General features: G+C 42.7%; 20 protein-coding genes. 1 reads left to right on the top strand and 19 read right to left on the bottom strand.

Annotated elements, in window-relative coordinates:
- Positions 1-107: 107 nt before the first annotated feature.
- From K5Q29_RS06585 to K5Q29_RS06505, 17 genes are all read right to left on the bottom strand, one after another.
- Positions 108-797: a 5'-methylthioadenosine/adenosylhomocysteine nucleosidase gene (locus tag K5Q29_RS06585; protein ID WP_015647163.1), complete on the bottom strand. Its 690-nt coding sequence runs from the start codon at positions 795-797 to the stop codon at positions 108-110.
- A gap of 8 nt (positions 798-805) precedes the next feature.
- A complete protein-coding gene (gene macP, locus K5Q29_RS06580; protein WP_002936700.1) occupies positions 806-1,126 on the bottom strand; it encodes a cell wall synthase accessory phosphoprotein MacP in 321 nt (106 codons plus the stop codon).
- Positions 1,127-1,136: 10 nt separating this feature from the next.
- Positions 1,137-1,682 (bottom strand): NUDIX hydrolase, encoded by a 546-nt coding sequence (locus tag K5Q29_RS06575; protein WP_105121634.1) that lies wholly within the window; start codon positions 1,680-1,682, stop codon positions 1,137-1,139.
- Positions 1,683-1,690: 8 nt separating this feature from the next.
- Positions 1,691-3,073, bottom strand: coding sequence for a bifunctional UDP-N-acetylglucosamine diphosphorylase/glucosamine-1-phosphate N-acetyltransferase GlmU (gene glmU / locus K5Q29_RS06570; protein ID WP_105121633.1), 1,383 nt, complete (start codon positions 3,071-3,073; stop codon positions 1,691-1,693).
- A 305-nt stretch (positions 3,074-3,378) separates the two neighbouring features.
- The gene (locus K5Q29_RS06565) at positions 3,379-3,693 is read right to left on the bottom strand and encodes a hypothetical protein (RefSeq protein ID WP_105152888.1); all 315 of its coding nucleotides are present in this window, start codon (positions 3,691-3,693) and stop codon (positions 3,379-3,381) included.
- 65 nt (positions 3,694-3,758) lie between these two features.
- The gene (locus K5Q29_RS06560) at positions 3,759-4,232 is read right to left on the bottom strand and encodes an ASCH domain-containing protein (protein WP_105152889.1); all 474 of its coding nucleotides are present in this window, start codon (positions 4,230-4,232) and stop codon (positions 3,759-3,761) included.
- Positions 4,233-4,242: 10 nt separating this feature from the next.
- The gene (locus K5Q29_RS06555; RefSeq protein ID WP_105152890.1) at positions 4,243-5,511 is read right to left on the bottom strand and encodes an RtcB family protein; all 1,269 of its coding nucleotides are present in this window, start codon (positions 5,509-5,511) and stop codon (positions 4,243-4,245) included.
- Positions 5,501-6,058 (bottom strand): GNAT family N-acetyltransferase, encoded by a 558-nt coding sequence (locus tag K5Q29_RS06550; protein ID WP_105152891.1) that lies wholly within the window; start codon positions 6,056-6,058, stop codon positions 5,501-5,503. Before K5Q29_RS06550 ends, K5Q29_RS06555 begins: the two co-directional genes overlap by 11 nt.
- Before the next feature lie 11 nt (positions 6,059-6,069).
- Complete coding sequence (locus K5Q29_RS06545) at positions 6,070-6,768, bottom strand: 3-oxoacyl-ACP reductase (RefSeq protein WP_105152892.1); 699 nt, start codon at positions 6,766-6,768, stop codon at positions 6,070-6,072.
- On the bottom strand, positions 6,761-6,997 hold the full coding sequence (locus K5Q29_RS06540) for a DUF2829 domain-containing protein (protein ID WP_004194840.1): 237 nt from the start codon (positions 6,995-6,997) through the stop codon (positions 6,761-6,763). The genes K5Q29_RS06545 and K5Q29_RS06540 overlap by 8 nt, the downstream gene beginning before the upstream one ends.
- A gap of 84 nt (positions 6,998-7,081) precedes the next feature.
- A complete protein-coding gene (locus K5Q29_RS06535; protein WP_238145637.1) occupies positions 7,082-7,906 on the bottom strand; it encodes a hypothetical protein in 825 nt (274 codons plus the stop codon).
- Between the two features lies 1 nt (position 7,907).
- On the bottom strand, positions 7,908-8,702 hold the full coding sequence (locus K5Q29_RS06530) for a hypothetical protein (protein WP_221877070.1): 795 nt from the start codon (positions 8,700-8,702) through the stop codon (positions 7,908-7,910).
- 1 nt (position 8,703) lies between these two features.
- Complete coding sequence (locus tag K5Q29_RS06525) at positions 8,704-9,021, bottom strand: PadR family transcriptional regulator (RefSeq protein ID WP_024418782.1); 318 nt, start codon at positions 9,019-9,021, stop codon at positions 8,704-8,706.
- 177 nt (positions 9,022-9,198) lie between these two features.
- Positions 9,199-11,199, bottom strand: coding sequence for an ABC transporter permease (locus tag K5Q29_RS06520; RefSeq protein ID WP_221877069.1), 2,001 nt, complete (start codon positions 11,197-11,199; stop codon positions 9,199-9,201).
- Between the two features lies 1 nt (position 11,200).
- Positions 11,201-11,959, bottom strand: a complete 759-nt coding sequence (locus K5Q29_RS06515) for an ABC transporter ATP-binding protein (protein ID WP_105105153.1) — start codon at positions 11,957-11,959, stop codon at positions 11,201-11,203.
- A gap of 95 nt (positions 11,960-12,054) precedes the next feature.
- On the bottom strand, positions 12,055-13,047 hold the full coding sequence (locus K5Q29_RS06510) for a HAMP domain-containing sensor histidine kinase (RefSeq protein WP_053867381.1): 993 nt from the start codon (positions 13,045-13,047) through the stop codon (positions 12,055-12,057).
- Positions 13,040-13,723: a response regulator transcription factor gene (locus K5Q29_RS06505; RefSeq protein ID WP_002936735.1), complete on the bottom strand. Its 684-nt coding sequence runs from the start codon at positions 13,721-13,723 to the stop codon at positions 13,040-13,042. The genes K5Q29_RS06510 and K5Q29_RS06505 overlap by 8 nt, the downstream gene beginning before the upstream one ends.
- A gap of 169 nt (positions 13,724-13,892) precedes the next feature.
- Between K5Q29_RS06505 and K5Q29_RS06500 the strand changes: the two genes are divergently transcribed.
- Positions 13,893-15,074, top strand: a complete 1,182-nt coding sequence (locus K5Q29_RS06500) for a DUF2974 domain-containing protein (RefSeq protein WP_221877068.1) — start codon at positions 13,893-13,895, stop codon at positions 15,072-15,074.
- A 14-nt stretch (positions 15,075-15,088) separates the two neighbouring features.
- Here K5Q29_RS06500 and K5Q29_RS06495 read toward each other — a convergent pair whose 3' ends face one another.
- A complete protein-coding gene (locus K5Q29_RS06495) occupies positions 15,089-16,213 on the bottom strand; it encodes an aminotransferase (RefSeq protein ID WP_105148148.1) in 1,125 nt (374 codons plus the stop codon).
- Between the two features lie 634 nt (positions 16,214-16,847).
- Entirely contained in the window at positions 16,848-19,610 is a 2,763-nt protein-coding gene (locus tag K5Q29_RS10875; protein ID WP_105139383.1) for a G5 domain-containing protein, read from the bottom strand.
- Positions 19,611-19,871: the final 261 nt, after the last annotated feature.

The following is a 19,871-nucleotide window of genomic DNA, read 5'->3' as shown; positions in this document are numbered from 1 at the left end:
CAGATAGCCGAAACCTTATAATATCGGGCTCAAATTACTGCATAAGAAAAACAGTAACAACTCTTTGCTACTGTCATCCTTTTCAATGTATTGTTGTCAAAATCTGCTTAATTTTTCTCCAGAAAGGCAATCAAGGTCTGGGCAGAACGTTCTCCTGCTTGAATAATAAATTCATCAAAGGTGATATTGGCATCTCCCTGAGCTGTGTCACTCATGGCACGGATAACCAAGAATGGCTTACCTGTATTGACAGCTGCTTGAGCGATAGCTGCTCCTTCCATCTCTACGGCAAGGACTTCTGGAAAATGAGTTTTGATTGTAGCGATTCTCTCCTGACCTGCGATAAAACTGTCACCTGTCACAATCAGACCCACATGGCTAATCATTTCCTGCTCTGCTAAAACGGTTCTTAGCTGTTCTAACAAGACTTGGTCTGCCGGATAATACAATTCCTGCCCGGCCATTTGCCCGTAAGCATAGCCGAAAGCCGTCACATCCACATCGTGGTAAGCCAATTGATTTGCTACAACCACATCACCGATGGCAATACCTTCGGCAACAGCTCCTGCCGAGCCAGTATTAACAATGACATCAACTGAAAAACGATCTGCCAAAACAGCCACGGACATAGCTGACATAACCTTACCGATACCAGACTGAACAAGAACGACTTCATGTTGACCGATTCGTCCCTGATAGTAAGTTCGACCCAAGACATCGATTTCAGTTGCATCTTGTAGATGCTCGACCAAAATCTTTAATTCCTGAGGCATGGCTGCGATAATTCCAAATTTCATCTCTTCTCCTAAATAAATAATACTGCAATGATAAACATTATCAGTAAGATGATGACCCAAAAAAGGATTTTGTTTACCTTACTGCGGAAAGCTTCTCGCTTGATGGTTTCGATACGGCGACTTTTTACTACAGTAGGTTTGACCGGGATTCGGATCGTTTGTCCCTCTTCATATCCCTGATAATCTTCTTCTAGATATGGATCGAATAGAGCATCATCCATTGATATATCCTGGTTTGGACGATAGTGTCCAAACTGGCTAGATTGGTCGGAATACTGTTTCTTTTTCACTTTCTCTAAAATTTCATCCGTCAACAAGGGCTTGCCCATTGCTAGTTTCCTACTTTCTCATGAGTTGTAAATATTGGATAGCCATGATGGTCTTTGCATCACAAATATCGCCAGTAGTCACCAAGTTCAAAGCCTCTTCCAAGGTTACCTCATGTAATTCGATAACCTCATCTTCATCCATTGGACGAGGATTTTCAACCTTGATAAGGTTATCTGCTAAATAAAGGCGAATTCGTTCATTACAGAAACCGATGGCTGAATAGAAATCTGCCAACAAGGTCAGTTTGTCACTAGTATAGCCTGTTTCTTCTTCTAATTCACGCAAAGCAGCATCTTCAAGCGTATCTTCTTCGCCCAGCTCCAATTTCCCCGCCGGAATTTCATAAATAGTACGTTCAATAGCCTTGCGGTATTGTTTGACTAAAATCATTTTACCTTCTGGAGTGACGGCTAAAACGCAAACTGCTCCCTTGTGGAAAATGAGTTCGCGCTTACCAGTTCCACCATTTGGCAGGGCAACATCATCTACTACTACATCAAAAATGTGCCCTTTAAAAATTTCTGTCCGCTCAATGGTTTTTTCTTCAAAATTCATACGATTACCTATTTTTGACTTGGATGGAACGGAAAACGAGTCGCATAACCTTCTTTGTTTTCTTGACGACCACGACCAATACCGATGGCATCCTCTGGAATATCTTTTGTAATAACAGAACCTGCAGCCAACAAGGCATTGTCCCCAATAGTTACTGGTGCGATAATGGTTGAGTTAGAGCCAACAAAGGCATTATCTCCAACGGTTGTTTTAAATTTATTTTTACCGTCGTAATTGACAGTGATGGTACCAGCACCAACGTTAACATTATCGCCAATCGTTGCATTTCCTAGGTAGGTCAAATGACCAGACTTCGTTCCTTGACCAAGTGTAGAGCCCTTGATTTCCACAAAGTTTCCAACGTGAACATCTTTTTTCAAGAGACTGCCTGGACGAATATGGGCGTATGGTCCTACCGTCACACCTTCTTCAATGACAGATTCTTCAATGTCTGAGTTGCTGATGACAACATCTGCTGCAATTTTCGCATCGCGTACACGAGTACCATTGGTTAAGACAGTGCGTTCACCAATCACCGTTTGCCCTTTCAAGACAACATTAGCTTCGATAACAGCTTCTGCGCCAATCTCAACATCAATATCAATATAGGTAGCATCTGGGTTGATAAATGTCACACCATTGACCATATGTTTTTCATTGATTCGTTTGCGCATAACAGCTTCTGCAGTCGCAAGAGCGACACGGTCATTTACACCCAAACTTTCATCAAAATCACGCAATACATAGGCACCAACCTTTTTGCCTGCCTGACGGAAAATCGAAATAACATCTGTCAGATAGTACTCTCCTTGGGCATTGTCCGTATTAATATCTTTAAGCGCTTCAAAAAGACGTTTATTATCAAATAAGTAGGTTCCTGTATTGATTTCTTTCACTTGTTTTTCAAAATCGTTGGCATCTTTTTGTTCAACAATTTTTTGCACTTCCCCATCAGCATTGCGAATAATCCGACCATATCCGAATGGGTTATCAGCCTGAGCTGTCAAGATAGTCGCAACATTCTTGTGGCTGACATGGAAGTTAATGAGGTTCTTCAAGCTTTCTCCTGTAATCAGCGGTGTATCTCCTGCGATAACAAGGGTCTGACCTTCCAAACCTGCAAGAGCTGGCTCAGCCATCATAACGGCGTGGCCTGTCCCCAACTGTTCAGATTGAAGGGCAAACTCTGACTGACCTTCGAGAACAGTCTGCACCAATTCTGCCTTGTGACCGACAATGGTTACTGTTTTAGCAGGTTCCATAGCATCTACAGCCCGTTTGACATGCTCCAACATGGTAATTCCTGCCACTTTGTGTAGGACCTTTGGCAAGTCAGACTTCATGCGAGTTCCCTTACCCGCCGCTAGGATAATTGCATAGTTATTGCTCATAGTTTTCTCTCTTTTCAATGATATACTCCTATTATAGCAAATTTTGATGTTTTTGGAAAATAGCGGAAGAAGTGAAAATAGAACTCGACAAAATGCAAAGTATCCCTCTCACTTCCAAGCATCTAGTCTGGGCTAACTGTAGTCCCTGAATGATGTGAACCTACTACCGCCAACATCTCAACCTTTTCCTCGCTTCTACCTTTCTAGGTTTAGGTTGAAACACTTCACTGAATAGCCTAAACTGTTTTGATGCCAGGTTCAAGAAAGATGCTACAATCTAGGATATAAAAAGGAGCCTGAGCTCCTTAGATTGTTAAATGAAGGCCTCGTTGACCATCTTCTCTTGCTTTCTCTGTCAAGGCTTTAAACTCTTCCCAAACAGGGCGTTCTTGGTCTGTAAAACGGAGATTGGCGCCTGGAAGACTAGCCTTGGAAATCATCTGAACAAAGCCTGACAAACTATTTGCCAAAGCCACTCCTTCCTTACTAGCCACATCTTCCTTGGCAACAAGCAAGGCCGACTGCAACTTCCCTGTCTTCTCTTTGCCAATCTCCTCCTCTTTTCCAGCAATAATAGAAGAAAGCTGGTCCAATAAATTGATGGCACGTTCCTTATTCATAGGAACCTCCTTGTTTAATTTTATATTATTATAATATAAACAACTTAAAATAAACAAGCAAGAACCTAGTTTTTAGGATAAACTAATTCAAATTCTTCACAGACGACTAGCATATCTTCTGAGAAGGACAGGCCTGCTTCTTCCAGCCAGATAGTGAAAAGCTCTTCATGGACCTGTCGCCAGTGGATCAGACTTTTCGCTTTTATGTCAGACAAGTCACCTTCCTGACGGAACTCGCCCTCCTTATAGGCATGATTTTCCGTCACTTGGGAAAAGGGCGTCACATAGACCTTGGTGGTCTGGATAATGCACACAGCCTGACCTTGTCCGTCCAGAATGATGGCATAGCCACCAGCTCTTGGGATTTCTTCTCCCTCTACTGCGTAGAGGGCATGAGCAGAGCTGGTCGAAGTTTTTATGCCCCTGGCCACCAAGTCAGCCAGTCGATCAGCTTCCGCCCCAAAGGCCCAGGCCTCCGGCTCAGGACCTGCTTGGGAATTGATGGCAAGAAAATCTTGCCAGAGTTGTGTAGGTGTCATGGGGTCCTTTCTAGTGTGCTTTGAAATTGTAAACTGGCTTGACAATCGTTTCAATCGTTACTGTGTCTTTTATATTCTCAACGATTTCATCTAAAGGCTTATAAACACTTGGAGCCTCGTCTAACGTTGCTTCACCGATAGAGGTTGAATAAATCCCCTGCATACTTTCCTTGAAGTCCGCTAATTGTACCTGCTGTCTTGCCTGCGTTCTACTAAGCAAGCGACCTGCACCATGCGGGGCAGAAAAATTCCAATCTGGATTTCCCTTACCTTTAGCAAAAATAGAGCCGTCTTTCATATTGATAGGAATAATCAGGCGTTCATTTTTCTGTGCAGAAGTTGCACCTTTCCGAACAATACCAGCCTCTATGTCAACATAATTGTGCATGGATTCAAAGCCGTCCTTCACCTGAAAATCAAACTCTTTCACTAGGGCATCTAACATCAATTTTCGATTCAGACTGGAGAAAACTTGGGCAATGTGAACATCGTTAAGGTAGTCTTCTAACAAGTCCCCTGTTAGATACTCTAAACCTGGACTGGCAGGAACAAACACTTCTGGAAATTCTGATAAGATTTCCTGTATTTCTGAAGTGATTTTTTCCTCCTTCCAAGCCAGTTTGACTGACTGAATCTCCGATTGACGATTTGTTCTTTTCAAGGTATCTACTAGAAAATCAAATTGTCTTGTTCTATACCGCTCTTTTTCTGCACCTGCAATCTGTTGGTGATGAATTGCCACCAAAACACCGAGATAACGTGACCCTGAATGAACGGTAATCCAGTAATCTCCCTCATCATCACACCCCAGTTCATAGAAATGATTTCCTCCACCCAAGGTACCTAGCGAACACGAAATCCGTTCTCTTTGTTGAGCACTTAAGGAAAAAGTCAAACCGTCTAAGAGCTGATTAATTTCTTCTTGAGGCAGTAAGGGTTTCTGGTGAACGCGGTGACCAGCAGGAACTAGACGATGCACTGCCTCATCAAAGACACTTAAATCTAGCTGCGACTGGACTCCAATATTGACGGTCCGCATGGAACAACCAATATCAACGCCCACAACATTCGGACAAATCTTCCAATCCTTCCGATTTTCTGGCAATCGAATCGTGGTACCGATTGTCGCGCCTTTTCCGTAATGTACATCCGGCATAATCCGTACTTGAGTTTGTTCCGTAATCGCATTGTCTAACATTTTCTCAATTTGTTCAACGGCACCTTGGTCAATATTGTCTGTAAAGACTTTGGCCAAGCCATTTTTTCCTTTAATTTCCATAATGTTCCTCTCTTTCCAACCATATCTCTCTCGTCAATAAACTCACTCTTTCGGTACGGACTTCATCAATGAGCGGGAAATGTACATCTTCCAAGAGGTATTGGTGTACAAAACCCAGCTTTTCTTGGACACGTAGGGACTTGCTATTTTCTACAAATGCACAGCACCAAATCTTATCTAAACTCAACTGGGCAAATCCGTAATCCAGTAAAACTTGACTAGCTTCTGGAATGAGACCCTGTCCCCAAAACGATTGACCAAGCCAATAGCCCAGTTCGGCTTCTGAATCAGGTAAATCAAGACCACTCTGCTTGCCAATCATGAGACCAATACTGCCAATGACCTGGCCTGTTTCTTTGAGGACAAGGGCATAGGTTTCGGGTTGGCTGAGGACTGTCTTGATAATCTCTCGACTTTCTTCCAGACTTTGATGAACTGGCCAACCCGCTGCGGGACCCACATCTGGATGACTAGCCTGAGAAAATAAGTCCGCTGCATCTGTTTCACTCCAAGGGCGGAGCACCAGACGATTGGTTTCTAGAATCATAATACTCCCCCCTACTTCAAACTCCAGCCACCGTCAATAGTGACAATCTGGCCTTGCATGGAAGCGAGTTTGCCAGTAGCCAGCATGAAGGTCAGCTCTGCGATTTCGCTGGGCTGGGTCCAGCGTCCGATAGGGGTCTGGTCTGCCACCCAGTCCGCCAGGCCACCAGGCTCAAAGTCCTTCTGGGTCATGCCTGTCTGGACAGCACCAGGGGCGATGCCGAAGACCTGGACCTTGTCCTTGGCATAGTCCAGTGCCAACTGCTTGGTAAAGCCTGCCAAAGCGTGCTTGGAGGCAGTATAGGCAGAGCCTCCACCACCTGCTAGACTGGAGGCAATGGAGCACATATTGATAATGATGCCCGACTGTCTGTCCACCATTTGTTGCAGATAGGGGCGGGTTAGTCTGGTCACCGCAAAAAAATTAACTGCGAAGATATGAGCTAATTCATCCTCCGCAATATCGAGGTGGGGTCGGTAATCGTCTAGAATGCCTGCGGTGTTACAGAGGACATCAACTGTCTGGCACCAGGAAAAGACTGGGCTTAAATCGCCAGCCAGGTCCAGCTGTAGAAAGTAGAAATCCCCTGCCAAATCAGGCTTGCTGGCCTGATCAATCCCGTAGACACGCCAGCCATTTTCCAAAAAAATCTCCGCCTGCGCTAGTCCAATGCCGCTGGAAACGCCGGTGATGAGGGCTGTCTTAGTCATGGACTTCTACCCAGTCGGTCGCAAGGACATCGCAGGGGGTCGGGCTCCACATGGAGAAGCCTTCGCCCTCGCCTGTCACGTTGATGAGGAAATAGGGCGTCGCCTCCAGCTTTTGCCCGTGAACCTCAATGGTGTCAAAGAGCTGGACGTAGTTCTCCGCTCCGCCCCAGCCTGTGCGAACGTACTTTTTCTTGGCCTTCAAGCCTGGTAAAATCTCTTCAAATGTCATGGTTTTACTCCTTTGTTGCTTTTCTCTCTTTCAACCATTATACCAAAAAATCAGACCACTCTAAAGAGTTGCCTGATCGTGTTTCTAACCCACATTCTCCTTTTTCAATAGGAAAAATGTGCCTGCAAGCGTTGAGAAAAAGGCAAAAACCATAAAGAGCAGAGGCAACCATCCTGTCCAGTCCTGCGATCCATAGCCAAACTGGCTGACCAGCAACTGACTAAAGCCGCTGAGAACCGTTAGGACAGAGGCTGGAATCAAGGTATCTAAAATTGCTGACTTGCTGCGATAGTAGAAGAGACCAGCTACGATTCCTAGAATCACCAAAAGACTGCCCCACAAGGGCAGGGGAATCCCCTCATAAAACTGCCGACTAATCCAAAAACGCAAGACAATTAACCCCACAAAGCTAAGCCCCCAGGTCCCCATCAGCAGATAGGACTTGATTTTTGACCGTTCATAGACTAGGTTCTTTAGGATGAAAAAAGCAGAGCTGGGTAGAATGAGTGCCAGAAACAAATCGCACAGCAAGCCCCGCCATTCTAGGACCATTTCACCAGTCACTCCAAACAAACCTAAGAAAAACCAGCTAATATAGACCAAGGAAATCAATCCTGTTAACCGCAGACCATAGTACCAGCGAATAGGCGGCAAGTCTGACAAGAGTTCATCCGCCATGTGCTTGCTATCTTTTCCTAAAAATTCCTCAGCGGATTGACCGTCTGTTTGGGCATCCAAGACATCTTGGTGAATAGAAAGCAATAGTTCTGTCGCCCTTTCCTCCTGCTCATGAAAGGCCGAAGCCAATATCATATATCCATGAAGTTTACGCATATAGGCCTTGTTTTCCTTGGTCAACTTCCCCCGTAAGCTACTAATAGCATTCAAATATTCTTGTTGCTTGTTCATCTTACTTCTCCTTTCTCACCAACAAAACCGCAGTTCCAATCCAAAAGGCCATAGCTGGAAGAATGACCAACATCAGATTGAGCCAAACTGGAACGGTCATGACCATATTTACCACACCGCCAACAATTATGAAGAGATAGGTCGGTAAAAAGACATAGCGGACTAATTTTTCCTTTTGGAAAAATAGCAGAGCGAGACCGAGCAAGGTGAGTGGTACTAGTAGCCCCCAGCCAGTCAAGACTAGGTCAGGTTCCTTGGGCATTGCCCAGAGACGAAGTCCGCAAATCACAAGAAAAAGAAGGGGGATGCAGAGAAAACTTGCCCAAACCTTGATTTTGCTGGTCTGGTAAATCAGACTGCGAATGATAAGGAAAATCCCTGCTGGGAGGAGGAGGCTAAGTACCGCGTCGCAGATCAAGTCCAGCCAGTTGAGGGAGATTGTTCCTGTCCCTGCAAAGTCCATTAGCCATTGGCTACCTAGATAGATGACCAGCATGAGGCCGCTCAGATTGACGACTTCAGAAAAACCAATTGGAGGGAGATAGCTGAGTAGGTCATCCGCCATCTGCTTGCTGTCTTTACCTAGAAAATCCTCCGCCGAAAGCCCGTCTTTTTGGGCTTCAAGAACATCTTGGTAAATGGACAAGAGCTGGGCAGTCACTGCTTCTTCCTGCCTGTGAAAGACAGAGGCAATCATCATATAGCCATTGATACGGCCCATGTATTCCTTATTTTCCTTGGTCAGTTGGCTTTCAATCACTTCAATCTGCTTGCGGTATTCCATTTGTTTGCTCATCTTATTCTCCTTTCAATCGCTGAACTTTTTGAACCAATTCCGTCCACTGGCTCCAAAAATCTTCTAGATAAGCCTTTCCTTGGTCTGTCAGATAAAAATACTTCCTATCGGGTCCATCTGGCGAGGGCTTATTCTGACTAAAAATCAAGTCATTTTTTTCTAACTTCTGAAGGAGAGGATAGACCGTCCCTCCGACCATATTTTCAAAACCCTGCTTCCTCAATTCCTGAACCAACTCATAGCCATAGATTTCCTTTTGGCTAATTATCTGCAAAACACAGCCATCTAGGACACCTTTCAGCATCTGTGTTTCTTTCATAAGCTCTCCTCTCCTTAGTTTGTAATACCGACTAGTCTGATAACAATAAAAGTGATTTTCTTTGTCTTCTATCACTAGTTTGTTTTACCTATTAGATTTGTACCTATAGTATAACACAAGGTAACTAGTATGTAAAACAAAATAGTGGAAAAATTAAAAACTTGGGTCACCCCAAGTTTAGGAAATAATCTGTTTGTAAGATCGTGTTGTGATGGCATAGACCACTAGGTAAAGTAAGAGATAACCACCACAGATACCTGCTGTTACCTGCAACATAAGCTCTGCATTAACCACGCCGATAGACAAAAGGATGGACGATAGCATCTTGTAGGCAAAGGCAAGATGGACAAAGGCAAGTAGGATAGGTAGGAAAAAGACGGTCAGTAATTGCTTGCGAATGGACTGTCTCGTCTGATCCTCATCCAGACCAACCTTAGTCATAATGACGAAGCGATCTCTATCTTCATAGCCTTCTGAAATCTGTTTGAAGTAAATCACCAGCACCACCGCCATCAAAAAGATGAGCGATAGCAAGAGGCCGATGAAGAAAAGTGAACCTGCAAAACTGAAGAAACCACGCATCGCATAAGCACGATAGGCGAGACTGATGGCGTTCGTTCCATTCGGTAATATATTGGACTCCCAAAGCTCACTTTCAAAACTACCAAATAAGAAGGCTTCCTGGCTATCTACCTGCTCTTCTTCTGACAAACTGCTTTCAAAACCCATATAATAGCGATTTTCAGCTTGATTTTCAAAAGCGGTCAAGTCTTGAACAACAATAACTAAATACTTACTAAAATAAAAAGTCACATGGTCTGGCAGATGCCCCAGGGTCACATTTTGGGGTAAGACTTGAGCAACTTCCATCTCCTTTTCATCAAAGGTGAGGGTTTGACCAGCTTGATACTGGACTCCCTTACTATAAATGGCCACCTGGTCAGCTGCCAACTCCAGTTTTTGACTAGTCATTTTCTCATATGTAGCTCTATCCAAAATATAGCCTACACCTACTTGATTAGAAAAATCCATCCATGACTCTTTTTCCGTCAAAAATCTTACTTGCTGATTTGTCACCTCAGAAAAATAGGCTTGCTGATAGGGATAGACTACCTTACTTTCCACAGGAATCCCCGCCTTTTCTGCAATAGCACCAGCCCATTCCTCTACCTGTGTTTTTGAAATAGTCGATTTCAAGGCAACATCAATCGAATAATCATTTGGATTTTGATTGGCGATATAATCTTTGCCACCGATGTAAATATTGAGTCCTCCAACCATGGTCACCAAGAACATACTGGAGAGGATGGTAATGGTCGCAAGGCCCAGAGCATTTTTCCGCATACGGAAAATCAAGTTGGATACAGAAATGAAATTATCTGGCTTATAATAATAAGTCTGACGGTTCTTTAGCCAGTTTAATAGACTGATAACACCTGCGTGGAAGAGCAGGTAAGTCCCAAAGATAACCAGAAGAGTTGCTCCAAAGAAACTTGGAATAGCCTGCATAGGACTGGTCACTAGTTGGGCAATGGCATAGCCTGCCACCAATAAGATAAGGGCTAAGAAGGTCTGCAGCCATAGGAAGCCAGTTTTCTTATCCCCACGCTTCTTGCCCTGAACCAGTTTGAGAGAGTCAGTCAAGCCCAGCTTTCCGATATTAAAAAGGCTGACCAAGGCAAAAATCCCAAAGAGATAGATAAGTACAGTGACTAGACTTTTCAACTGGAAGGTTGAAGCCAGGACCACAGGCATCTGCATGGCTTTCAGCAAGAGCGCATAGAAGAGTTTATCTAGAGCCAGTCCCAAGAGCAAGCCAGCTAGAATGGTACCGACTGAAAAGACCAGATTTTCTAGAAAAGTCATCAAGAAGAGATGTTTTTTCTCCAGACCAAGAATGCTATAGACACCGAACTCTTTTGACCGCTGCTTCATAACAAAACTATTGGCATAGAAGACCATGATGGCAACGGCCAGCATGACCACAATCATACCGAAGCCCAGCACTTGAATCACTCCATTGGCCCCCTTGACCTGACCTAAATCAGGATGAAAGGCAAGCGAGGCAAAAATATAGGCAATGGCTGTGGACAAAATGGTCATCAGGGCATAGGGAAAATAGAGCCTACGGTTCTTTTTGAGATTGGTCAGAGCCAATCGAACGGTTAGTCCAAACATACTACTCACCTCGATTCGCCATAAGTGTCAAGGTATCTGAAATCAACTGATACATTTCCTGACTGGTTCTCTCACCTCGGTAGATTTGATTGTAGAGGATGCCATCCTTGATGAAGAGAACCCGTTTGGCACGACTAGCTGCTACTGTCGAGTGGGTTACCATCAAAATGGTTTGCCCTTCTTGGTTGATTTTTTCAAAAATATCGAGAAGAGTTGCCGTTGATTTGGAGTCGAGGGCTCCAGTCGGCTCATCTGCCAAAAGAATTTCAGGTCGTGTGATAATCGCACGCGCCACCGCAACCCGCTGCTGCTGACCACCCGAAATCTCGTAGGGCATCTTGTCTTGCAAGGTCGCAATTCCCAGGCTATTGAGCGTATGAATGAGTCGCTTGTTCATCTCATCAATCGGATAGCGAGACAAAACCAGAGGCAAGAGCACATTGTCCTTGACAGAGAGGGTATCCAAGAGATTGAAATCTTGGAAGACAAAGCCCAATTTTTCCCGACGAAAGGCTGCCGCTTCCTTGCTCTTGATAGACTGGGTATCCAATCCGTTAAGCAAGACCTTGCCCTGCGTTGGCTTATCAAGGGTTGCCAAAATATTGAGCAAGGTGGATTTTCCAGAACCAGACTCACCCATAATAGCGACATATTCACCCTTTTCCACTGTAAAATGAATATCCTTCAAAGCCTCAACCTGTCCCGCCTTAAAGAGAGAACTGTATATCTTTTGAACGTGTTGAACATCTAAAACTGACATAACTTGACTCCTTTTCTTTTTCTACCTTCATTCTACACGGTCCCAAGATAAACTACCATAGCCTTAACTTTCATTTACGTGACAGTTTTGTAAGATTAATCAAAAATCAACTCCACTTCTTTGATACCGATTCGCACCTCTGTTCCCCGCCCCACTTTTGATTTTAGCTTTAGGGAATAGCCCAGCTCCGCAGCAATTTTCCGTGAGAGATAGAGCCCCAGACCCGAAGATTGCTGGGTTCTGCGGCCATTGAAACCTGAGAAACCACGCTCAAAGACCCGTTCCAAGTCACTCTCTGCAATCCCAATTCCCGTATCGCGAATGACCAAATCATCCCCATCCAAAACAATCGAAATGGTCCCCTCCTGACAATACTTGAGGGCATTAGATAAAATTTGCTCTATTAAGAGGCCCAGCCAGCGTTTGTCTGTCTTTACGCTCCTATCCAGCTGACCCAGATCCAGGCTGGTATTGACCTGAATGAAAAAGAGGGAATACTTTCTTACTAGATTTCTGACCAGTTCATCCAAATTGACTGATTCGATAACCAAATCATCATGGAAGGATTGTAGACGGAGATAGTTCAAGACCAGACCTGTGTATTGCTCAATCTTGAAGAGTTCTGATTCCAGTTGGTGACGGACTGGACTACTATCTACTTCCTTGACCAAGAGCTGACTGGCTGCAATAGGCGTTTTCATCTGGTGGGCCCAGAGGGTGTAGTAGTCGTCTAATTCTGTCTGTTCCTGTCTCTGTTTTTCTAGGATTTTCTTGTTCTGAACTTCTAGCCATTCCACTTTTTCCTGCAACAAACGCTCACTGGCTGTCCCAGTAGCCACTTTCTGACCACGCCAGATTTTTCCAAAGCGGGAAAATTCCCTGACAAAATCCCAGAGGAGGGCGAGAATCCAGCAGATAGTGAGCAGGGTGAGGGCGTAGAAAACCAAGTTTCTTTTGATGTCAAAGAGGCTACTATAAGCCAGAATAGCCACAGCAAAAATGGCGTAGGCTATCAGAAAAATCAAGCGATGACCAAGCCATGATGTCAAAAATCCTGGTACTAATGAGCCAAAATCATCCTTATTCATGTGTCCACACCAGGCCGTAGCCTACTCCTTTCTTGGTCGCAATCACATCTGGCAGACCCAGTTCTGCCAATTTCTTACGCAGGCGAGCAATGTTAACCGACAAAGTATTGTCATCCACAAAAATATCACTGTTCCAGAGTTCTCTCATCAGCTCCTCACGGCTGACCACTTCCTTGCCATGTTCAAAAAGCACCCGTAAAATCTGAAATTCATTTCGCGTCAGCTCTTCCACAACCTGTCCATAGGACACCTGCATGGTCTTTAGGTCTAGAGAAATCTCCTCAAACCAGAGTAAACTTTGTTCACCAACAAAGTCATAGGTTCTTCTGAGAAGCCCCTGTATTTTGGCCAGGAGAACTGTCATTTCAAAGGGCTTGGTCACATAGTCATCCGCCCCCATATTGATCGCCATGACAATATCCATGGGCTGATCATGGGAAGACAGAAACATAATGGGCACACGGGATGTCTTGCGAATTTCCTGACACCAGTAATAGCCATTGAAAAAAGGCAGGCCAATATCCAGTAAAATCAAATGGGGCTGAAACTCTTCCATCTGTTCCAAAACCATCTGAAAATCCTTGACCTCTTGCACCTGGTAACCCCAGTTTATCAAATTTTTAGCAACTAGTTGGCTAATCGTTTTATCGTCCTCGATAAGAAGAATTTTCTGCATAACTATCTCCTTTCATATCCCTACCATTTATTATAGCTTACATTGGAACAAATTTGAGTATTTTTATACATTTACACAAGAAGTTGACTAAAAAACCAGGTCATCAGTGGTGCAGATTTGTCATTCCCCACATATTTCGTTATACTAGATAAAAAAGGAAAGGACTGCTATGCCGAATTTATTAACCTATATTGAAGAAACTCAATACGATAATTTTTATGATAAACCTATCAATAAGCTAGATATTCTGGCTCTGACCGAACTTTCCTACCTCCCTTTTGATAATCTGGTCCCCTACTCTTTTACAGAAAATGGTGTACGACTTGATCGGTTGGCAGCGGCCTTTGAAGAGACCTACAAAAATAATTTCCCTCCCTTTTCTATGGTGACCAAAAACCGCCTAGCCTTACTTGGACTTCTAGCCAAATCCAAACGCTTCAAATCTATCAAGGCATTTGGCTTCGTTGACGATTATCAGTTGGAACAGGAAAAGCAGTTTTCAGCAATCAGCTATCGCATTGACCGAAAAACAATTGTGACTTGCTTCAGAGGAACAGACGACACCATTATCGGTTGGAAGGAAGATTTCCACATGACCTATATGGATGAAATTCCTGCCCAACGTGCAGCGAGTGGCTACTTAGAAAAACTTATGATGCAGCAGATGGGCCATTTTTATCTGGCAGGTCATTCGAAAGGCGGAAATTTAGCCCTCTATGCAGCATGCCAGCAAGCTACAGACCAACAGGATAGAATCCTAGCTATCTATCCCTTTGATTCACCTGGATTACACAAAAAACACTTGGAAGCACCTAGTTACCAAGCTATTCACCAACGGATTTTCCCTGTCATTCCCCAGAATTCAATTGTCGGTATGATGTTAGAAACACCAGAAAATGCTCAAATCGTTCAGAGTAATACCCTCGGCATTCTACAACATATCAGTTTTTCTTGGGAGGTTGACGGAAGCGACTTCAAACTAGCCCCTGCCCTGACCAGCGATAGCCTACAAACCGACCAAGCCTTAAAAACTTGGACGGCTAGTTTAACAGACGATGAATTACGAGACTTCTTCGATTTGTTTTTCGGCATCTTCATCAAAGCAGGAATTGAACGTTTTAGCGACATCACGGTAAATCCCCTACAGAAATTACAAGAAATTGATCGACTGAGAAAAGAAGTAGCTCCAGAAGAAGCCGAAATGGTGGACAAACTCATTCGTCTCCTCTTTGATACCCGTTATCAAATCTGGAGGGACAATATTAGCACCTCCATTCCAAGCACTGAAATCTCTCTACCAGATTGGCGGAAATTGTTCCAAAGAACTACACCTGAAAATAAAGAAAACTAGCTCAACCACCTGAGCTAGTTTTCTTTATCAAATCTTCTTAAAAATTGGGATAGTTTTTCTAATCCTTTGATTAGAGTTTCTTGTTCACAGGCAAAACCTAGACGGACATAGCCGTCACGTTCAAATCGATTACCAGGAACTAGGAGAACACCGTATTCCTGCAGAAGCTGCAAGCAAAAATCTTCCATAGGCATATCCACTGCAATCTTGACAAAGCTGGTCGAAACAACTGCTGGACGGATATAGGAAACGAGGGGTTCATTTTCAATCCATTGGTCCAAAATTGCTAGATTTCCTTCTAAAATACGCTGATTTCGTTCTAGAATTTCTTGATAATGGGCCAAAGCTAATTGAGCCACCAGATCGTCAAAGACACCTGCACAAATCATAGTGTAATCCCGATAATCTCTCAACATATCTGTCACTTCAAGATTGGCAGCCACCCAACCAATACGAATACCTGGCAGGGAATAGGTCTTGGATAAGCTATTTACAGCAATTCCTTTATCATAGACCTCTATAATAGATGGCACATCCAGCTCAGAAAAGGAACGATAGACTTCATCCGATAGAATATAAGCTCCAACTTCACCAGCAATTTCCGCCAATTCTTCCAAATAGGCCCTATCCATGACAGCACCAGTTGGATTATTGGCATTGTTGATGCAAATCATCTTAGTGTTAGGACGAATGAGCTGACGTAGTTTTTCCAAGTCTGGCAACCAGCCATTTTCCTCCTCAATCTGCCACAAATCCACTTCTGCTCCCAAGGACTTTGGAATATCGTAGAGTTGTTGGTAGGTCGGATAAAGGGAAATGACATGGTCTCCTGGTTCAATCAAACTATAAAGAACTAACAAGTTGGCCCCTGTTGCCCCGTTGGTCTGGAGAATTTGTTCTGGCTTGACGCCTGTATAGAGTTGACTAACTGATTTTTTAAATGCTGGCGAACCTTCTATCCAGCCATAGTTGAGCTTGGTGCCCTGCAATTTCTCATAAAAATCCTCAGAATTGGTGCCCGACAAGGCAAACAATTCCTCCAAAGTCAATGAAGAAATGGACACCCCAGCTATATCATAAATCGCGCTATTTTCATGGACATTCAGCCATTCCTCAACGCCAAAACGTGGTAATTTCATTTTTATTCCAACTTCATTTTTTACTGTTTCTATTGTACCATATTCTCACAAAATCGTATAAATACACAAGCATTCCCAAGTAAAGTACTTTTCTGTAAGAAATAGTTTGTCGCTAATCAAGTTAATTTTTTGAGAGAATACTGATTGTATCATCATTTAGTTTCTATTTTAGTACTTCGACGAGTGAAAAACTCCAGTGGATTGTTTGAACACGCCTTGACTGATTGAAACAGTTAGGGAGTCGTTTTAATCCGCCGCCTCACAATAGTCAGGCTTAGAAGTCTATTTTGGGTTCACCAATACCAATAGCAGATGCCACAAAGAACTTTCACTTCATCCCCGACGTACCAAAAAGGAATATATGATTGCCACACTCTCATATTCTACTCAATAAACATCAAAAGTAGCCTTAAAAACAAAATTAAAGATAGAACCAGGGTTCATCAATGCAAGTTGACAACGGATAATCTGTACCGCCCAATAATGGAGTATATTGAAAAAAAGTCCCAAAATTACGATTTAATTCTGGAACTTTTCCTACCTAACAAATAATCTTTAATCCATTTCAGTTGACTGAATCATTAGATCTTTAGTATTAGCACGACTTGCTGATACAAAAAGGATTTACAGTGTTCTACATCTTTTGTTTTAATTTCGAGAAAATCAGATTTTTTTGATTCTTAACATAAACCAAAACACTAATCATTGCGATACCAACTACTGCGAAAAAAGTCTGTAAGCTCCCTTTATTTTCTCCGGTTTGAGGAAGTCTCTTAGGTTTTGGAACATCATCTGTATTTGTACCATTAATTACCTTATTTTTAGCAGTGTACTCCCGAGATTCCCCTAAGTCAGATGTAGAAACCAAGTCTAATGAACCAGCAGCAACCTCTCGAACATCATCTATCGTCTGGGCTCCAATACTAATCACATTAGTTTTTCCTGTTACACCGGCAACTTGCTCAGACTCTTGACCAACTGGAAGAGTAGGGTCGTCTTGATAAAGGGTATCAAAAGGGATTTCTTTCTCCGTGATAACAGCTTCGGCAAGGTCTGCACTCTGAGCAGCTGCTAACTTCGTACCAACTCTAACAATGCGATCTACTTTGGCAGTGGTAACGACCTCTGTCGTCTGGTCTCCAATACTAATCACATTGGTTTTTCCTGTTACACCGGCAACTTGCTCAAACTCTTGACCAACTGGAAGAGTAGGGTCGTCTTGATAAAGAGTATCAAAAGGGATTTCTTTCTCCGTGATAACAGCTTCAGCAAGGGCTGCACTCTGAGCAGCTACCAACTTCGTACCAACTCTAACAATGCGATCTACTTTGGCAGTGGCAACGACCTCTGTCGTCTGGTCTCCAATACTAATCACATTAGTTTTTCCTGTTACACCGGCAACTTGCTCAAACTCTTGACCAACTGGAAGTGTGGGATCGTCTTGATAAAGGGTATCAAAAGGGATTTCTTTCTCCGTAATGACAGCTTCAGCAAGGTCTGCACTCTGAGCAGCTGCCAACTTCGTACCAACTCTAACAATGCGATCTACTTTGGCAGTGGTAACGACCTCTGTCGTCTGGTCTCCAATACTAATCACATTGATTTTTCCTGTTACACCGGCAACTTGCTCAAACTCTTGACCAACTGGAAGTGTGGGATCGTCTTGATAAAGGGTATCAAAAGGGATTTCTTTCTCCGTGATAACAGCTTCGGCAAGGTCTGCACTCTGAGCAGCTGCCAACTTCGTACCAACTCTAACAATGCGATCTACTTTGGCAGTGGTAACGACCTCTGTCGTCTGGTCTCCAATACTAATCACATTGGTTTTTCCTGTTACACTGGCAACTTGCTCAAACTCTTGACCAACTGGAAGTGTGGGATCGTCTTGATAAAGGGTATCAAAAGGGATTTCTTTCTCCGTAATGACAGCTTCAGGAAGGGCTACACTTAGAGAGGTAGGATAGTCTTTCTTATGCACTTTTACAGGAATTTGCAGTACATCATAGCTATTGTCAGAATACAAAACTTGTACAGTTGCAAGATAATCTCCCTCTTTATTCGTATTAACAGTGCCTTTTGGAGTAATATCTTGTATAGTTATAGTATTAGGGAGGTCCTTAGAATTGGTAAGATTATCATTAAAATCTACTTCTTCTCCCTCAAAAATTTCTTCATTAGAAAAAATTGGTTCATAGACATTTGCTTCTGGCAATGTAAAATAATATAAATTAGCTAATTTGGGATCAATGTAACCTGTCTCATTAATGCTTTTCTTGTCCCCCGTTGTAAAGTCATATTGCCCATTCATTAACGGTTCTAAGAAAGATCTGGAACCGTGCCCCGCCACGGATTTACCAACAAATTTTGTGCCAGAAAAATGCCCAACACCATTAGTAATTAAAGTATCATTATCTGTTGCATAATGAATCGATTTTCCTTCATTTGTCAGCTGGTCTCCTATTGCAGCAATAACATTGAGATTGCTAACAAGACCTTTTATTTTTGGGGCATTAAATGTGTAGGATTTTTTTGCCCAATCATAGTTCTTTTGATTAGCATAAATAAAGCCACGTTGCGCAAGATAACCACCTAAAGAATGTCCTGTCAAATACAAATTATTGATTTGTGTGGACTGCTGAAGCTGATCCATCAATCTTTCAATACTATTTGCCTGTTTGGGATTTGTTGCAAAGAAAATACTAAGATCATCATCCACATCGGAAGTTCCTTTTGTCCCCCTAATTGCAAGGACTTGCACTTCACCAGCATTAATAAATGGATAATTAGAAGTCGTCTCGAACAAAACTGCATCAAATCCATTATTTTCATGGAAAGTTCTTACCATTCGCCAGTATGGAGAGAGTTCCTTATGCATCATAGCATACTCTTGTCTACCATCATAAAGAGTATCAAGTGGCTGTAGTGGATCTAGTACCTTTCTTATATAATCATCGTCTCTATAAGCCAATTCCATAAACATGGCCATCTCTCTAGACGTAACATCCCATTTCAAGGGATCTGTCAATTGAGGATGGGAATCAGTAACCGTCCGCTCCGTGCCATCTGAAAAACCATCACCATCACTGTCTTTAAGAAATGGATGACTATAATAACCGAAATAAGTAGTTTTGTCTTTCTCATAGGTATAGATTTCTTCTTTATTTGCTAAACCATCACCATCATTATCATTATCTGGCAGAATATCACTACCAAGTAAAAGAGAGTCTACTTGACGATTTTCTAATGTGATTTTCCCTTCTGAAATCTTTATTGCATTTTCCAAGGTAAGTACTTGTTTTATAATTTCAGCACTAATGTTCCAACCACTACTAATGTCTACTGTCACAAGACTTGTTAATATGAGCGCTGAATATAATTTAATTTTATTTTTTTTCACTTTTTTTCCTCATTAATTCCTCTTATGCTAAGTCGCAACTGCACAAGATAAGTTATCAATACACAACTGATTATATCACAGCACTTTATGAAAAGCTAACATTATCACAAATCAAGCGTGCCATTCCAACAAAAAATACATGTATTTATTATATAGGTCTATAATTTCTTCAGAGTGTTTTTATGATATTTACAATTTTCTAAGAATAGCATCTCACCCCCAAGGAATTGAGTCTTATTTTACAGTAAAAATGAGGTTATT

This window comes from Streptococcus sp. 2018037 (assembly GCF_019754195.1).
Classification (GTDB): Bacteria; Bacillota; Bacilli; order Lactobacillales; family Streptococcaceae; genus Streptococcus; species Streptococcus hashimotonensis.
This window is presented reverse-complemented; position numbering and strand designations above follow the sequence as displayed.

Coding starts and splice junctions, on each gene's coding strand:
- K5Q29_RS06585 (WP_015647163.1), bottom strand. CDS start 797: ATGAAATTTGGAATTATCGCAGCCATGCCTCAGGAATTAAAGATTTTG.
- macP (WP_002936700.1), bottom strand. CDS start 1,126: ATGGGCAAGCCCTTGTTGACGGATGAAATTTTAGAGAAAGTGAAAAAG.
- K5Q29_RS06575 (WP_105121634.1), bottom strand. CDS start 1,682: ATGAATTTTGAAGAAAAAACCATTGAGCGGACAGAAATTTTTAAAGGG.
- glmU (WP_105121633.1), bottom strand. CDS start 3,073: ATGAGCAATAACTATGCAATTATCCTAGCGGCGGGTAAGGGAACTCGC.
- K5Q29_RS06565 (WP_105152888.1), bottom strand. CDS start 3,693: ATGAATAAGGAACGTGCCATCAATTTATTGGACCAGCTTTCTTCTATT.
- K5Q29_RS06560 (WP_105152889.1), bottom strand. CDS start 4,232: ATGACACCTACACAACTCTGGCAAGATTTTCTTGCCATCAATTCCCAA.
- K5Q29_RS06555 (WP_105152890.1), bottom strand. CDS start 5,511: ATGGAAATTAAAGGAAAAAATGGCTTGGCCAAAGTCTTTACAGACAAT.
- K5Q29_RS06550 (WP_105152891.1), bottom strand. CDS start 6,058: ATGATTCTAGAAACCAATCGTCTGGTGCTCCGCCCTTGGAGTGAAACA.
- K5Q29_RS06545 (WP_105152892.1), bottom strand. CDS start 6,768: ATGACTAAGACAGCCCTCATCACCGGCGTTTCCAGCGGCATTGGACTA.
- K5Q29_RS06540 (WP_004194840.1), bottom strand. CDS start 6,997: ATGACATTTGAAGAGATTTTACCAGGCTTGAAGGCCAAGAAAAAGTAC.
- K5Q29_RS06535 (WP_238145637.1), bottom strand. CDS start 7,906: ATGAACAAGCAACAAGAATATTTGAATGCTATTAGTAGCTTACGGGGG.
- K5Q29_RS06530 (WP_221877070.1), bottom strand. CDS start 8,702: ATGAGCAAACAAATGGAATACCGCAAGCAGATTGAAGTGATTGAAAGC.
- K5Q29_RS06525 (WP_024418782.1), bottom strand. CDS start 9,021: ATGAAAGAAACACAGATGCTGAAAGGTGTCCTAGATGGCTGTGTTTTG.
- K5Q29_RS06520 (WP_221877069.1), bottom strand. CDS start 11,199: ATGTTTGGACTAACCGTTCGATTGGCTCTGACCAATCTCAAAAAGAAC.
- K5Q29_RS06515 (WP_105105153.1), bottom strand. CDS start 11,959: ATGTCAGTTTTAGATGTTCAACACGTTCAAAAGATATACAGTTCTCTC.
- K5Q29_RS06510 (WP_053867381.1), bottom strand. CDS start 13,047: ATGAATAAGGATGATTTTGGCTCATTAGTACCAGGATTTTTGACATCA.
- K5Q29_RS06505 (WP_002936735.1), bottom strand. CDS start 13,723: ATGCAGAAAATTCTTCTTATCGAGGACGATAAAACGATTAGCCAACTA.
- K5Q29_RS06500 (WP_221877068.1), top strand. CDS start 13,893: ATGCCGAATTTATTAACCTATATTGAAGAAACTCAATACGATAATTTT.
- K5Q29_RS06495 (WP_105148148.1), bottom strand. CDS start 16,213: ATGAAATTACCACGTTTTGGCGTTGAGGAATGGCTGAATGTCCATGAA.